15 protein-coding genes and 1 riboswitch are annotated in these 14,589 nt (G+C 35.7%); of the genes, 11 read left to right on the top strand and 4 right to left on the bottom strand.

What is annotated here, in order from left to right; translation table 11 throughout:
• Window positions 1-28 precede the first annotated feature (28 nt).
• A riboswitch (SAM riboswitch) is annotated at window positions 29-130 on the top strand.
• 92 nt (window positions 131-222) lie between these two features.
• The 5 genes from HMPREF9402_RS09075 to HMPREF9402_RS09055 all read left to right on the top strand — a co-directional run bounded on the left by HMPREF9402_RS09075 (window position 223) and on the right by HMPREF9402_RS09055 (window position 4,509).
• Window positions 223-1,266, top strand: coding sequence for a methionine ABC transporter ATP-binding protein (locus HMPREF9402_RS09075; RefSeq protein WP_009607189.1), 1,044 nt, complete (start codon window positions 223-225; stop codon window positions 1,264-1,266).
• Complete coding sequence (locus HMPREF9402_RS09070) at window positions 1,250-1,930, top strand: methionine ABC transporter permease (protein WP_009607187.1); 681 nt, start codon at window positions 1,250-1,252, stop codon at window positions 1,928-1,930. The genes HMPREF9402_RS09075 and HMPREF9402_RS09070 overlap by 17 nt, the downstream gene beginning before the upstream one ends.
• A gap of 27 nt (window positions 1,931-1,957) precedes the next feature.
• A complete protein-coding gene (locus HMPREF9402_RS09065; RefSeq protein WP_009607182.1) occupies window positions 1,958-2,767 on the top strand; it encodes a MetQ/NlpA family ABC transporter substrate-binding protein in 810 nt (269 codons plus the stop codon).
• A gap of 19 nt (window positions 2,768-2,786) precedes the next feature.
• Window positions 2,787-3,965: a M20 family metallopeptidase gene (locus HMPREF9402_RS09060; protein ID WP_006784993.1), complete on the top strand. Its 1,179-nt coding sequence runs from the start codon at window positions 2,787-2,789 to the stop codon at window positions 3,963-3,965.
• Between the two features lie 91 nt (window positions 3,966-4,056).
• Window positions 4,057-4,509 (top strand): zinc ribbon domain-containing protein, encoded by a 453-nt coding sequence (locus tag HMPREF9402_RS09055; RefSeq protein WP_006784994.1) that lies wholly within the window; start codon window positions 4,057-4,059, stop codon window positions 4,507-4,509.
• A 44-nt stretch (window positions 4,510-4,553) separates the two neighbouring features.
• Here HMPREF9402_RS09055 and aspD read toward each other — a convergent pair whose 3' ends face one another.
• The 3 genes from aspD to HMPREF9402_RS09040 all read right to left on the bottom strand — a co-directional run bounded on the left by aspD (window position 4,554) and on the right by HMPREF9402_RS09040 (window position 7,512).
• Window positions 4,554-6,197: an aspartate 4-decarboxylase gene (gene aspD / locus HMPREF9402_RS09050; RefSeq protein WP_009607181.1), complete on the bottom strand. Its 1,644-nt coding sequence runs from the start codon at window positions 6,195-6,197 to the stop codon at window positions 4,554-4,556.
• Between the two features lie 42 nt (window positions 6,198-6,239).
• Window positions 6,240-6,944, bottom strand: a complete 705-nt coding sequence (locus tag HMPREF9402_RS09045) for an AspT/YidE/YbjL antiporter duplication domain protein (RefSeq protein ID WP_009607192.1) — start codon at window positions 6,942-6,944, stop codon at window positions 6,240-6,242.
• 97 nt (window positions 6,945-7,041) lie between these two features.
• Window positions 7,042-7,512: a hypothetical protein gene (locus HMPREF9402_RS09040; RefSeq protein ID WP_009607190.1), complete on the bottom strand. Its 471-nt coding sequence runs from the start codon at window positions 7,510-7,512 to the stop codon at window positions 7,042-7,044.
• A gap of 688 nt (window positions 7,513-8,200) precedes the next feature.
• Between HMPREF9402_RS09040 and HMPREF9402_RS09035 the strand changes: the two genes are divergently transcribed.
• From HMPREF9402_RS09035 to HMPREF9402_RS09025, 3 genes are all read left to right on the top strand, one after another.
• A complete protein-coding gene (locus tag HMPREF9402_RS09035; RefSeq protein WP_139058195.1) occupies window positions 8,201-8,674 on the top strand; it encodes a hypothetical protein in 474 nt (157 codons plus the stop codon).
• 159 nt (window positions 8,675-8,833) lie between these two features.
• Window positions 8,834-9,871 (top strand): IS1595 family transposase, encoded by a 1,038-nt coding sequence (locus tag HMPREF9402_RS09030; RefSeq protein WP_009607183.1) that lies wholly within the window; start codon window positions 8,834-8,836, stop codon window positions 9,869-9,871.
• A gap of 90 nt (window positions 9,872-9,961) precedes the next feature.
• On the top strand, window positions 9,962-10,354 hold the full coding sequence (locus HMPREF9402_RS09025; protein ID WP_009607188.1) for a hypothetical protein: 393 nt from the start codon (window positions 9,962-9,964) through the stop codon (window positions 10,352-10,354).
• A gap of 66 nt (window positions 10,355-10,420) precedes the next feature.
• Here the strand turns inward: HMPREF9402_RS09025 and HMPREF9402_RS09020 are convergent, their stop codons facing one another.
• Complete coding sequence (locus HMPREF9402_RS09020; protein WP_009607185.1) at window positions 10,421-11,497, bottom strand: AspT/YidE/YbjL antiporter duplication domain protein; 1,077 nt, start codon at window positions 11,495-11,497, stop codon at window positions 10,421-10,423.
• Window positions 11,498-11,669: 172 nt separating this feature from the next.
• On the opposite strand from HMPREF9402_RS09020, the gene amrA reads away from it, so the two are divergent.
• The 3 genes from amrA to HMPREF9402_RS09005 all read left to right on the top strand — a co-directional run bounded on the left by amrA (window position 11,670) and on the right by HMPREF9402_RS09005 (window position 14,557).
• Window positions 11,670-13,055, top strand: coding sequence for an AmmeMemoRadiSam system protein A (gene amrA / locus HMPREF9402_RS09015; protein ID WP_009607184.1), 1,386 nt, complete (start codon window positions 11,670-11,672; stop codon window positions 13,053-13,055).
• A gap of 1 nt (window position 13,056) precedes the next feature.
• On the top strand, window positions 13,057-14,046 hold the full coding sequence (amrS, locus tag HMPREF9402_RS09010; RefSeq protein WP_009607186.1) for an AmmeMemoRadiSam system radical SAM enzyme: 990 nt from the start codon (window positions 13,057-13,059) through the stop codon (window positions 14,044-14,046).
• 91 nt (window positions 14,047-14,137) lie between these two features.
• Complete coding sequence (locus tag HMPREF9402_RS09005) at window positions 14,138-14,557, top strand: DUF2871 domain-containing protein (protein WP_006784999.1); 420 nt, start codon at window positions 14,138-14,140, stop codon at window positions 14,555-14,557.
• Window positions 14,558-14,589 lie beyond the last annotated feature (32 nt).

The following is a 14,589-nucleotide window of genomic DNA, read 5'->3' as shown; positions in this document are numbered from 1 at the left end:
CTTAGTTTTTTTATTAATGAAATATAAAACCTTATCAAGAGAAGTGGAGGGACAGGCCCTATGAAGCTTCAGCAACCGGTACAATTGTACACGGTGCTAAATCCGACAGATTGATTCTGGGAGATGAGGGGATTGTTTATTAGAGTACTCTAATGAGACGGACCCCAGCTTTTGATAAGGGGTCCGTTTTTTTATTTCAACTGACAAGGAGGGAGATAGAAGATGATTGAGTTAAGACAGGTAAGTAAGAACTTTGAAAGTCAAGGGCAAGTGGTTAAAGCTTTACAAAATATAAATTTAAGGGTGAATAGAGGTGAAATCTTTGGAATCATTGGGTATAGTGGAGCAGGAAAAAGTACGTTAATCCGATGCTTGAATTATTTAGAAATTCCAACAGAGGGAGAGGTGTTGATTAATAATTTGGTTCTGGGGCAATTGAATGCGAAGCAATTAAGAGAGGCTAGACGAAAAATCGGAATGATTTTTCAACATTTTAATCTCATGAAATCACGTAATGTTTATGAAAATATTGCTTATCCGCTAAAAGGTCAAGGATTGAATCGTGATGAAATAAAGGAGAAGGTTGATCGTTTATTAAAGCTTGTTGGATTAGAGGAAAAGGTTAATGTCTACCCTAATCAGTTGAGTGGGGGTCAAAAACAACGTGTGGCAATTGCTCGGGCATTAGCAAATGATCCAGAAGTGTTGCTTTGTGATGAGGCGACATCAGCTCTTGATCCTCAAACGACTAAATCGATTCTTAGGTTGTTAAAAGAAATTAATGAACGGTTAGGAATTACGATGGTATTGATTACGCATCAAATGGAGGTTGTTAAAGATATTTGTCATCAAGTGGCGGTGATGGAAGAAGGTGAAATTGTTGAAGTAGGACCTATAGTTGATGTTTTTTCAAATCCTAAAGCAACTATTACAAAGGATTTTGTGGCCAATGTATTTCAGGATGAACGGATTTTTGAGTTATTAGAGTCGAGAGGTTCGTTTGAAGAATTAACAAAACTTGAAAAACTTGTGAAGATTTCATTTGTTGGACAACAGACAGGTAAAGCCTTTATTTCTAATATTTCAAAGTTGTTTGATATTGAGGCGAGTATTTTATTTGGAAGTGTGGAGATGATACAAAAAACGCCCATTGGGCATCTAATTGTCAGTTTACATGGCGATGAGAAATTGATGAGTCAGGCACTACAGTATTTAAATGATAATCAGATTAAAGTGGAGGTGTTAAGTGATGGTCGAGTTCTTTAATCAAATTTGTCCAAATGTGGTCGAGTATTTTCCTGATTTATTAAAAGCACTTAACGAAACGTTATTAATGGTTAGTATATCGGGGATTTTTGCAACGATGATTGGATTGCCAATTGGGGTTGTTTTAGTGGTGACAAGGCAAAATCATTTGGTTGAAAATAAATGGGTCTATTATATCATCGGAAAATTAATGAATGTTTTGAGATCCATTCCTTTCATTATCTTGCTTGCGTTTATTATGCCATTTACGAAGTGGGTTGTTGGCACAACGATTGGGTTAAAAGGGGCTTTAGTTCCGTTAATTGTGGGGACGACACCGTTTGTAGCGAGACAAGTTGAGTCGGCACTGTTAAATGTTGATGATGGGGTAATTGAAGCAGCAAAAGCGATGGGATCGAGTCCATTTGAAATTATCTATCGTGTCTTGTTAAAAGAAGGATTACCAAATATCATATATGCACTCACGATTACGATCGTAAGTTTGATTGGATTTTCAGCTATTACTGGAAGTGTTGGTGGAGGTGGTCTTGGAGATTTTGCCATCCGTTATGGTTATCAATATTTTAAAGGAGACATCATGTTTGTGACTGTTGTCGTTTTACTTGTGTTAGTGTCACTAGTTCAAAGTGCCGGGGAATGGCTCCAACGGAAACTCAGTCATTAAAATAAATCATATTAGGAGGAATTGATCATGAAAAGAAAATTATTAGGGTTAGTAATGTCAGTTTGTTTAGGATTTTTATTAGTTGCATGTGGTAATGAAGTGGGAAGTGATTCGGTTATTAAGTTAGGAATTAATGGGGAAGTTAATTCCATTTGGAAAAGTGTTCAAAGTCGTCTTGCAGAAGAAGGGATTATCCTTGAGTTTGTGACTTTTAGTGATTATAACTTACCAAATACCGCACTAGCCGATGGAGAAATTGATGCGAATGCTTTTCAAACAATCGCATTTTTTGAAGAATTTAAAAGCAATCATAACTTAGATCTAACATCAATTGGATATACCGTTTTAGCCCCAATGGGAATTTACTCATCGCAATTAACGGATGTAGCACAATTACAAGAGGGAGATAAAGTGTCAATTCCAAATGATGCTTCAAATGGTGGTCGAGCTCTATTATTACTTCAAGATGCAGGTTTAATTACATTAAAAGAAGGAGTGGGGATTACGCCAACGGTGAAAGATATCATTGCCAATCCTAAAAAGTTAGAAATCGTTGAATTAGTTGCTCAACAATTACCGCGTTCATTTGAGGATGTGGCAGTCGCAGTCATTAATAATGGGGTCGCTGTTCAAGCTGGCTTATCACCACTTGATGATTCGATTTATGTTGAGAATACAGAAAGTGAAACGGTTGTAAATTACTACAATCTCATTGCGGTTCGGACAGAGGATCAGGATAAAGAAGCATTAAAACGTTTAGTGGAAGTCTATCAAACGGAAGAAACTAAAAAAGCTATAGAAGAAGAATACAAAGGGGCATCGATTCCAGCATTTTAGTGAATAGGAGAGAGAACGTATGGAAAATCAAATTCGTCAATTTATAAAGGAACAAGAAGCTTATTTTATCAACCTGAGTCATCAAATCCATGAACATCCTGAAATTGCAAACGAGGAATATTTTGCGTGTGAGTTGTTAACGAATGTTTTAAAAGAAAGAGGATTTGATGTAAAGACAAATATTGCGGGGCATGAAACAGGATTTGTGTCACGATATATTGCTAAAAAACCTGGTCCGGTGATTGGTTTTTTAGCTGAGTATGATGCTTTAGCGGGACTTGGGCATGGATGTGGTCATAATATTATTGGGGTAAGTAGTGTATTAGCTGCTTGCAGTTTAGCACCTTTATTAGAATTAACTGGAGGAGAAGTCATTGTTTTTGGGACACCGGCTGAAGAAGGTGGAAATAATGGGAGTGCGAAAGCTTCGTTTGTTAGAGCGGGATTGTTTGATGATGTAGATGCTTGTATGATGATTCATCCAGGTAATAAAACAGCAATAACAACTAGCTCTTTAGCCAATCATCCCATTGAGTTTGAATTCTTTGGACGTCCCGCTCATGCAGCAGGATGTCCGGAGAAAGGAATTAATGCATTAGATGCCATGATTTTATTTTTTAGTGGGGTGAATGCTTTAAGACAACATGTAACATCTGATGTTAGAATTCATGGAATTATTACACACGGAGGAGATGCACCTAATATTATTCCAGAGTATACGAAAGCGAGATTTTATGTTCGTGCCAATACGATTGCAACCTGTGAAGAAATCACGAATAAGGTCATTCAAATAGCGAAAGGTGCGGCATTGAGTACAGGGTGTGAGGTGAAATATAATACGTATCAAAATATTGTGGAAGATTTAATTGTGTATCCCTTATTTAATGAATTATTTAAAAAGATTGCAACTGAAGTGGGATTGATTGTAGAGGACATCAATCCTAATGAATCAAAAGGTTCAACCGATGCTGGGAATGTCAGTCATGTCATTCCAACGATTCATCCATCTGTAAAAATCTGTGACTCTGAGGTAGTGACTCATACTGAGGAATTTAAGCAGGCAGCGATTTCTAAACAGGGGGATGAAGGGTTGCTTCAAAGCGCAGAAATTTTAGCTCGAATAGGATTACGATTATTAAGTGATGGTGAGTTGTTAGCACAAATTAAAGAGGAGTTTGAGTTGAATAAAGTGAGATAACATCAAAAGTTGAATTTATAGTTATATCACTAAAGCACTTGAATATAATAAAGTGATTTAATAATTATAAATTTGAAGATGAGGTGAGAGGATGGGCACTTTTTTCGAACAGTTTGGTAAGAAGGTTACTCAAACAAGTCAAGATGCGATGAAAAAGACAAAAGAATTTGCGGAAATCGCAAAATTAAACACACAGATTAGTGACGAAGAAAAACGATTAAATAAAATATATATGAATTTAGGTCGCTTATATTATCAACTTTATGGAAATCAACCTAGTTTGGAATTTAAAGATTTATGTCTAGCAATTGAAGGAAGTTTAAAGAATGTTGAGCATTATGAGGTAATGGTTAATGAATTAAGAGGGATTAAACGTTGTGAATCTTGTGGGACAGAAATGCCGATTGATTCAACGTTTTGTCAAACGTGTGGAAGTCGCTTAAATGAAGAAAGAGGAAGTGTCGTTGCTGTTGTTTGTGCTAAATGTGGAATGGAAAATGGAGCACAAGCTACATCTTGTATTGGTTGTGGGCAACCTTTATAAAAGAAAAATCCCCGGTGATACCTTTCACCGGGGATTTTTCTATATTACCATTGGAATTCTTTCCAATCTTCCGCATATTTAGAGAATAATTCGTTAACTGCTTTACCAATTTCAGCGTATTCTTCATCTTTTAAGTTAGCTAAGGAAACACGGATTGACCAAGATGGCCCTTCGAATCCACTACCGTTTAATAAGACGATACTGTATCGATCGGCTAATTCGAATAAGAATTCTAATGGGTTACGTTTTTCTTTTAAGTATTTAACGAACTCCTCACCGTATTTTAATTTTGCCCAAACAAGAAGGTCAATTTCATTGTAGTATGACGTACTATATGGATCTTCTTTATAAGATAAGTTATCAAAGTTATCATATAGTAAATGTTTACGACGACGGCAAATTTCTTTCGTTTGTTCTTTATAAACATTTTCTTTATCTAATAAGGCAAAGATAGAGAAGATTGCCATTTGGACCTGACAAGGAGTGGATAATCCAGCAGTGTGGTTAAGTGCAACCTGACGGCTATCTGCTACGATACGATCGATAAATGGAATATTATCTGGATCAGTTGTTAAGGCGCCATAACGTTCACGTAAAATATCTTTTTCATCTTCTGGTAATTTGTTGATTAAGTGATTGAAGACATTGTCTTTTTCTAATGCGATAACCCCTAAACGCCAACCAGTGACACCGAAGTATTTAGAGTACGAATAAACTCCTAATGTGTTGTAAGGAAGGGTACACATTAATGATTTGAAATCGTTAGAGAATGTACCATATACGTCATCGGTAACAATCATTAAATCTGGATTTTGACGTTGTACGACTGATTTTAAGTAATACATAGACTCTTCGTTGATTGCAACTGATGGTGGATTACTTGGGTTAACAACACAAGCTAATTTGATGCTAGTATCTGCTAATTTATCTAACTCTTCTTGCGGATATTGCCAAGTATGACGGCCTTCTTCACTAATTTCTGAAGCATAAATTTTTACGATATCGAAATGATAACGAGGTAAGTTAGCAATTTCTACATAAGGGGTAAAGATTGGAACGAATAAGGCGATTTTATCTCCTGGAGATAAAATGCGGTTGGCAATTAGTGAGTCGAAGATATAGCACATTGCGGCTGTACCACCTTCAACAGCGTATAATTGGTGAGTAGATGTTTCGGGATTCCCACCCATTTCTTTAATCACATAATCTTTCACAACTTGTTCGATATGGATTAACATACGATCAGGAACTGGGTAGTTGTCACCGATAATAGCATCAACTAATTCAAATACCCAAGAATCTGGATCAAATCCTTTATCTTTAATACCATATTCAATGATGTTAGATAGTAAGTCAATACCAGGAGCATCTTTATGATTTCTTACATAAGAGGTGAATCGCTCATAAATTCCTGGTTTTTCAGGCATACCAGCTAAATCTTTTTCATGCCAAGTACGTTGTGTTTCTTCAACGGCGAATTGTCCAAGAGTGAAGAAGGCTTGACGTGGAGTGGCAGCTGTCCAGTTAGGATTTCCGCGTCCTGCATTGAGCATAATACGGACACCTTTTTGTTCAGATTGTTTAGCCATATGAATTAACTCATCTTTTAATTCAAATGGGCTTAAGTGTTGTACTCTTTCAATGATATCATTGATTTTTTTACGCTTAACTTCAGCTCGTGTAGTCATACAAAACTTCCTTTCAAATTTTGTTTCAAGATATTAATAAGGTTAGGAGAAGAAAATAATAACCAAGGATCCCCAAACAGTTAATAAGATATTACCAACAGCGTAAGGAACGGTGTATCCAAGTACGGGTGCATTACTTTCAGCTTTCTCAGTAATAGCCCCAATTGCCGCTGTTGTTGTTAAAGCTCCTGCAGTTGCTCCTAGAGCAATTGGAGCTGAAAATTTGAATACATATTTTCCAAGAAAAATTCCCGCGAATGTTGGAATAAGTGTCACCACGACACCTGCTAAGAAGAAACTGATCCCTGATGATCTTAAACCAGAAACGAACCCTGGACCGGCATTAATACCGACAACAGCAACGAAAGCAGCAAGACCAACATTACTTAAGAACCAAGCAGTTCCTTTTGGAATACGACCAATGGTCGGACGACGAGAATGAATTAGTCCAAAAATTAATCCCATAATCAAAGCCCCACCACTTGTAGATAAGCTGATTCCAACATGGCCAATCGTGAGCGCCGGTATCCCAATTAATCCACCAATTAAAATCCCTAAACCAACGAAAATCATATCCGTTTCATCTGAATCACGTGCTGGTTTTCCGATTTTGTACGCTAAAGCTTCTACATCATCAACAGGTCCTGTTAGTGTAATCACATCTTTCTTTTTAATACGCTGTGTTTTAGATAAATGTTGATGACTAAAATCGTTGATAGCATCAACTTTAATTAGTTGATATCTCAATAGCCTCAACATTGAATTAGTGTTTTTGGTTAAATATCAACACTCTTCTAAAACAGAGCCTTTATAAAAAAAAGACCTGATAATAGGTCTTTTTTGGTTAGGCTGAAAACTGAATGATGTACTGCGTTTGACTTAAGATATTTTTCCCCAGTTCCGTCAATTCGAAGATTTCGTTTTCATTATAGAAATTCTCTTCCAGACTAAACCCGAATCCTTGGAATAAATCATTCAACTCATATTTTGAGACATTATGAATTACCAATTCATCTGTCAAATAAAGTGACGGATTGATATAGGGAATCACGTTGTCTGGATCGACTCCAATCTCTAAAAAGAATTTAAGCTCTCCCTCTATTTCATATGATTTTTTAAAGATTGGAAGATTGAAAACGAATTGCTCCAACTCCTCAGATGTTTTAATGGTCAGGTCGTTTAGTTGATAATTGCCGTCTCCAAAGTCAGGAAAATGATATTCCGGTTCAAAAGGTCGGTTTAACCCAAAATTCAAAATTTCATTAATAATCTCCCTTTCAGCCTGTTCAAACTGCAATAAAACCTCTTTTTTCATTCAAATCTCTCCTTAGTGTCTTTAATTGTTCGACCTGTAATTTTCTTAATCCTTCATCATTATATCTTTTTTAGGTCTATTTTATGAATAAAGGGGCCGGAGTCGTTTTTTTAAATCTAACACATAACCCTTGTCTTTTTCCATCAACTGACTTATACTTAAAAGGTACTCAAAGTCGGACAGGACGGGTCCCTAACCGCCTAAGTCCTGATGGTTTCCAATGAAAGGAATTTTTCTTTTAATCCAAATCAAATTTCAAAAAAAATAATAGATCATCTTTCCATTTCAATGTTGATAAGATTGAAAGATTATTCCAATCGAACCACCCAAAAGAGCCCAACGGCTCTTTTTTTATTGATTGGGGGGCGAAAGGTCTTGACAAAGTTGTTATTTTTTGCCAAACTTAAAGTTAGAATAGGATTTAATTAACGGAGGTTTTCTTATGAAAAAGTATGTCGCTTTATCCCTGGCTTTAGGACTTTTAACCGGTTGTTCCTCACAGCCTTCAACTGAAACTCCACCCCCTTTCGAATGGGACGCTTCATCCGAAACCGAGGCCATTCCTCAAGAGGAGGCGATTGATTTAACAGCCTATGCGGTCGATCCGGAGGCGCTGTTTATCGAACATGGACCGGGCTTAGCTTATTTTGAAACGAAGCCTTATTTAAGCGTTGGGACCCCTTTAACGGTGAACGTGGCAGAGTCTCGCTACGATGGCACGACGCCAGATCCTCTTTTTGCTGAAGTGACGCTTCAAAAAGCAGAAGTCTTCGCGGATCACGAGGGAAGTGGACGATTAGGAATTCGCTTGGTTTTTGAAGAGAAAAATATGAATGAGACTTCGATTGAGGTGGGAGATGGCTTCACCGCTAAAAATGCTGCGACTCAGTTAGCGGTCTTTTATGGGGAGACTCAACTAAAAACTCATCAAACGAATGTCATCAATACACCCGATACCGAAGCTTATTTAACGGCTCAGCACCTGTCTTATGTGTCTTCAGATGGAAGTGTGACGTGTAGCACGAACCAAACGTTAGAAGCGGGCGAAAGTCGGACGTGTCATGAAGTCGTGAGTTTCGCGGGAACTGGCAATTATCTGGTTAACGTCGCGGTTGACCCTGAACAAAATCAGTATCAAACGTACGTGGTGACGGTTGAGTAAGACTTGGATTAAAATCTCTCATTGGATTGAGGGATTTTTTCATTTTTTCGATAGGCTCTGTTTTAGGAAAGTGTTGATATTTCATACAAAATTTGCATAACTAATTCTTAAAATATCCATTATAATATTATTAGAACATATGTTTGAGGGGTTTGATTTATGCCAAAAGCAGTTATTTTAGCACTTTTAAAGCGAGTAGCATCCAGTGATTTACCAGAAATCTTAGTTGAAGTTGAAAAAGGAATCTTTAAATCCGATTTATCTAAGCTTCAAAATGAGATTCAAGAAACCAGATATTCATCAGGGCAATATAAATGCCCTTTTTGTGGCGATGACCATATCGTAAAGAATGGAAAAGCCAAAGGAAACCAACGCTACCTCTGTCGTAATTGTGGAAAATCATTTAGCCAACAAACTCAAACACCAACTGTTTATTCAAAGAAAGAAACAAAAGTGTGGATTGATTATATCGAATGTATGATAAAGGGATATAGTTTACGTCGATGCTCTGAAGAATGTCAGATAAACCTCGCCACGTCGTTCTTCTGGAGACATAAAATTTTAGATGCTCTGAGTTCATTTATGGGAGCAGGAGAAGTTGATGGATTAGTTGAAGCAGACGAATGTTATTTGCGTTATAGTTATAAAGGAAACCACTCTAAAAGTAAACGATTTAAAATGCCACGTCCATCTCGTAAACGAGGTGGGGAATCTGTTGGAAAACGTGGTTTATCGAGTGAGCAAGTCTGTATTGGAACTGCTTTAGATAGAACAGGAAACATTCTCATTGGTATGATAGGAACAGGACGAGCAAAATATGATAATCTAAAACGTTTCTTTGAAGGGCGTATCGCTCCTCATTCTATTTTGTGTACCGATAGTGCTCATGGTTATGGTAAATTAGCTACACAATTAGATTTGGAGCATAAGGCTATTCCATCTGGAAAGCATATGAGAGGTATTTATCATATTCAACATATCAATGCATTTCATAGTAATTTTAAATCTTTCTTAGAAAAATTTAGAGGAGTTTCAACTAAACACTTATATAGTTATTTAATGTGGTTCAAGTGGATTGAGCTTTTTAAAGATGAAAAAGAAATCTTAAAGATTCAAAAGGCATATGTTCAATCACAGGCAAGCTACTCAGTCATATCAAATGAAGCAATTAGTTCAAGAGAACCTCTATTTGTTTGATTTACTTATTATATCCTCCATAATTTAATTGTTATTTTTTGGTATAACCTATATAATAGTATTAAATTATGCTTTAATAGGAGGGGATTTATGAAAAAGAAAACTATTGCTATAACTTTATTTCCTACCATTTATACAATTTTCATATTATTCTTAACAATTCTTTCTTCTACTTCTCTCAATGCTACTGGAGCATTAGATTTTGTTAAAGGGATTATGGTTATTTCATTGGTAGTTTTATTTCCTTTGTTAATTCTGATACAAGCCATCGTAAGTGCTTTAAATCGTATAAATATATTCGTATCATTAGGAGTTTCTATTTTAGCAACAATGTTATATATTATTGTTTTACATACTTACGACACACGTAATTTATTTTTTACAATGTATCATTACAGTAAGATATATTTGATGTCTGGAATTGTCGGATATGTAGTAGGTAAACTCTTTTACAAACTTAAAACATCTAAAAAGATTAAATAACTTATTATGGTACTTAAATAAAGCGGACAGATATAATGTCCGCTTTATTATTTTTATTATCAACATTTACTTAAAACACAGCGTTTTAATAACTGTTTCGTTATTATAAGGGATTTCATCTCCTGTACTTTGAAGTTTAGAGATAAAAACACCACGTGTTAAAGTGTTGTGACGAACCTCACTAATTGATTTTCCAGTAATTTCACTATCTTTAACATAAACAGCCACTGTTTCAGTTGGAAAGTTAATTAACGTATAGTCTGAAATTTCTTGCCCAATCTCTAGAAGGTTAATTTTAGAGACATCTCGTTCTTTAAAAGAAAATGCAACGCGATCATTTTTTTGGATAATTTCATCCTCATTTGGTCTGAAGACATCATTCCCACGTTTCATTCTCACCATAAATAGACGAATACCTTCTGTGGCAAGTTTGTGTTCAACTGCTTTTACAGTTTGTCCAATGTAGCAATCATCAATGATATAAGCGCGATAATCGACATCTCCTGCACGCGAATTTAAAAGTTTTCCTTCAAGTGCATCTTTAGACGCATTATCGATTTTTCGACTTTCTTCAGCTAAATCAACTCCATAAATTTTTGGACCCAGTGTTGAAAGAACAAAAGCGCATCCGATGGTACCAAAAATGTAAGTGACGGCGTAACCGACTGGAACGAAATCACTCATGGATTTAATATCAGCAGCTGAGACTGATAGCTGACTAATCGAATCTTGAGCAACCCCGATAACAGCAGATTGAGTTAAAGCTCCCGCTGCGAGCCCTGCGGCTTGTCCAGCGTTGTAATGAAGGATTTTTCCAACGATAATTGTTGAAATGAGTCCAATTACGCAGACGATAACTGAAAAAATAACTTGTGGAATTCCGTCTTTTTTGAGCCCTTTAAAAAATTGAGGTCCTGCATTATAACCTAGAGCAAATAAGAAAAGAAGGAAGAAAACTGATTTTACAGTGGCATCAATCGTGATGTTTAATTGCCCGATGATAACCCCTGTTACTAATACCCCAGTAACGGAACCGATTTTAAAGGTACCGATTTGGATTTTTCCTACTGCGTATCCAATGGCTAGCGTTAAAAAAAGCGTTAGTTCTGGATGTGAGCGTAATGCATCGATAAACCATGTCATAGTAACTACCTCATTTACTAGATTTTTAAAAATGACAATAATATTCTTATCTGTGCTAGTAAATTTATGCTGTCTTTTAAGAATTCCCAACAATTTACTACCCAATGTTTGGTTTAAATTTGAAAATCAATATAAACTAATAAAGATATAATTTAAAAAAAGAGGTGTTTAAATGAATTTTTATTTAATGCCACATCCACCGATTATTATTCCCGCTATTGGAAAAGGGGAAGAATTAAAGCTTTATAAAACGACATTAGCGTGCAATCAAATTGCCGAGGAAATATCAAAGCTTAAACCTCAAACCATCATTATCATTACTCCCCACGGGCCGATGTTTTCAGATGCCATTTGTATTTTAGATGATGAAAAAATAGAAGGTGACTTATCGCAATTTCAATGTCATGATGTGAAGATGAGTCTAACATTCGACCGGGAGTTAAATGAATTAATTTTGAATTTAAGTCAAAACAGAAATATTCCAGTTGTCTCAGTTGATCAACATCTTTTAAAAATGTATCATCGTCGATTTCAACTAGATCACGGAGTTGTTGTTCCTCTTTACTTTATAAATGAGCAATATCGAGACTATCAATTAGTTCATATTACTTATGCTCCATTAAAAGATCGTCAACTTTATGAATTTGGAATGGTTTTACAAGAAGCAGTCAAACAATTAGACCGACAGGTTGTCATGATTGCGAGTGGTGATTTATCACATAAATTAAAAGAAGCAAACATGAAGTATGGCGAAGAGTTTGATCGCCAGTTTTTAAACCACCTAAAAAAAGGTGAGCTTTTAGAGCTTTTTGAATTAGATAAAGAAGTGGTCTACCAGGCGGCAGAGTGTGGATTACGCTCGATGAAAATTATGAGTGGTGCCATGGATGGTGGAAAGTATGAAGGTAATGTGTTAGCTTATCAATGTCCTTTTGGTGTCGGTTATGGAACGGTAAAGTTTAATTATTTAGGAGTAGGGATAAAAGGATTAAAATATATTGAGAAAAAGCCTAAAATTAAGGCAGTATCGATTTTACAGAAAGAAAATCCCTATGTTTATGTTGCACGTAAAGCGTTAGAGGATTATTTTCAACAAACTAAAACGCTGTTAACACAGGAAGATTTACCGAGTGAAATGTTTGTTAAACGGCAAGGTGTGTTTGTTTCCTTAAAAAAACAGGGTCAATTACGTGGTTGTATTGGAACCATTTTTCCAACAACTGATTGTGTAGCAACAGAAATTGTAAGAAATGCGATTGCAGCGGCAACACAAGATCCTCGTTTTATGCCAGTTGAGGAAGAGGAATTAACCGAGTTAAAGGTTTCCGTTGATGTCTTAACCGAGCCTATTTCTTGTTCTAAAGAAATGTTGAATCCTAAAAAATATGGGGTCGTTGTTAGCTGTGGAATGAAAAAAGGGGTATTATTACCTGACTTAGAGGGGATTGAAACAGTCGAGGAACAACTATCAATTGCCTGTCGTAAAGCGGGGATTGGTGAAACTGAATCTTACGAAATTGAACGATTTGAAGTGATTCGCTATCAAGAAGGTGATTAAGATGGATGCTCCTGTTTTGTTTTATAAAGGAAAAAAAGATTTAATTCAGTGCGAATTATGTCCACATCTTTGCATTTTATCGGAAGGAAAGTGGGGGAGGTGTAAAGTTCGGACGGTTCATGATGGACAATTAATTGCAACTAATTTTGGTAAAGTTACCTCAGCAGCTTTTGATCCGATTGAAAAGAAACCCTTGTATCATTTCATGCCAGGGACTTGTATTTTATCGATTGGAAGTTTTGGATGTAATATGACCTGTTCTTTTTGTCAAAATTATGAGATTTCACAACATCAACCTCATTCAAAGACTTTACCGGTTGAACAGTTATGCCAGATTCTTTCTGAACAACCCAATCATGTTGGCGTCGCGTTTACCTATAATGAACCTTTCATGTGGTATGAGTATGTCTATGAAGCCGCTAAAAAAATTAAACAAACAATGCCACATCAAAAAATTGTGATGGTCACGAATGGCTATATAAATCAATCGCCATTAATGAAGTTATTACCGTACATTGATGCCATGAATATTGATTTAAAAGGATATACCAATCAGTATTACCGTAAAATTTGTGGAGCAAAATTAAACCCAGTTCTTGAAACCATTAAGCTAGTAGCGAATAAAGTACATCTTGAAATTACAACGTTGCTAGTGAGTGATGAGAATGATTCACTTGAGGAAGTCGAGGAAATTGCAAAATTTATTGCCAGTATTAATCCTAATATTCCGTTTCATTTAAGTCGATATTTTCCCAAATATAAATTAAATCATCAAGCAACGGAAATAGAGGTGTTAATAAAGGCGAAAGCGATTGCTCAAAATTATTTGAATTATGTTTATATTGGTAATGTTGCTAATCTCAATCAAAATATTTACTGTCCCGATTGTCAGGAGTTGTTGATTGAGAGAAATTTATATGAAAGCAAAGTTTTTTTAACTGAACCCAAGTGTCCAACCTGTGGAGCAAAAATTGAAATGATATTAACTTAAAAACTAAATATTGTTAAAAAAAAGTGTGTTATTTTTGACTTTTTCTCAAGAAGAAGATAAAATGTTTTTTGTCTTGAGAGGAGAGATATTTATGATGAAAAAATTGGTTAATACCGCTTTTACTTACACAGTAGTTGCGTTAGTTTGTGGGGTTATTTATCGTGAGTTCACAAAAATGGTAGGATTCACAGGCCAAACGAATTTATCATTATTACATACCCACTTATTTACACTTGGAATGTTATTTTTCTTAGTGGTGTTAGCTTTAGAAGCAATCTTTAAAGTAAGTGAGCAAAAAATGTTCAAGTGGTTCTTTATTATTTATAATATTGGATTAGTTTTATCAGCAATGATGATGGCTGTTCGTGGATTTTTACAAGTTCAAGGAACAGAATTATCAAAAGCATTAAACGCTTCAATTTCTGGTATCTCTGGGATTGGACATATTGGTTTAGGGGTTGGATTAGCTTTATTCTTTATTGTTTTAAAACGAAGTGTAGCGACAAAATAAAAAAAGTGATGCAAATACTCATTTGTCATCAC

Origin of the sequence: Turicibacter sp. HGF1, assembly GCF_000191865.1 — a bacterium.
In the GTDB taxonomy this organism is placed as follows: Bacteria; Bacillota_I; Bacilli_A; order MOL361; family Turicibacteraceae; genus Turicibacter; species Turicibacter sanguinis.
This window is presented reverse-complemented; position numbering and strand designations above follow the sequence as displayed.

Coding starts and splice junctions, on each gene's coding strand:
- HMPREF9402_RS09075 (WP_009607189.1), top strand. CDS start 223: ATGATTGAGTTAAGACAGGTAAGTAAGAACTTTGAAAGTCAAGGGCAA.
- HMPREF9402_RS09070 (WP_009607187.1), top strand. CDS start 1,250: ATGGTCGAGTTCTTTAATCAAATTTGTCCAAATGTGGTCGAGTATTTT.
- HMPREF9402_RS09065 (WP_009607182.1), top strand. CDS start 1,958: ATGAAAAGAAAATTATTAGGGTTAGTAATGTCAGTTTGTTTAGGATTT.
- HMPREF9402_RS09060 (WP_006784993.1), top strand. CDS start 2,787: ATGGAAAATCAAATTCGTCAATTTATAAAGGAACAAGAAGCTTATTTT.
- HMPREF9402_RS09055 (WP_006784994.1), top strand. CDS start 4,057: ATGGGCACTTTTTTCGAACAGTTTGGTAAGAAGGTTACTCAAACAAGT.
- aspD (WP_009607181.1), bottom strand. CDS start 6,197: ATGACTACACGAGCTGAAGTTAAGCGTAAAAAAATCAATGATATCATT.
- HMPREF9402_RS09040 (WP_009607190.1), bottom strand. CDS start 7,512: ATGAAAAAAGAGGTTTTATTGCAGTTTGAACAGGCTGAAAGGGAGATT.
- HMPREF9402_RS09030 (WP_009607183.1), top strand. CDS start 8,834: ATGCCAAAAGCAGTTATTTTAGCACTTTTAAAGCGAGTAGCATCCAGT.
- HMPREF9402_RS09025 (WP_009607188.1), top strand. CDS start 9,962: ATGAAAAAGAAAACTATTGCTATAACTTTATTTCCTACCATTTATACA.
- HMPREF9402_RS09020 (WP_009607185.1), bottom strand. CDS start 11,497: ATGACATGGTTTATCGATGCATTACGCTCACATCCAGAACTAACGCTT.
- amrA (WP_009607184.1), top strand. CDS start 11,670: ATGAATTTTTATTTAATGCCACATCCACCGATTATTATTCCCGCTATT.
- amrS (WP_009607186.1), top strand. CDS start 13,057: ATGGATGCTCCTGTTTTGTTTTATAAAGGAAAAAAAGATTTAATTCAG.
- HMPREF9402_RS09005 (WP_006784999.1), top strand. CDS start 14,138: ATGATGAAAAAATTGGTTAATACCGCTTTTACTTACACAGTAGTTGCG.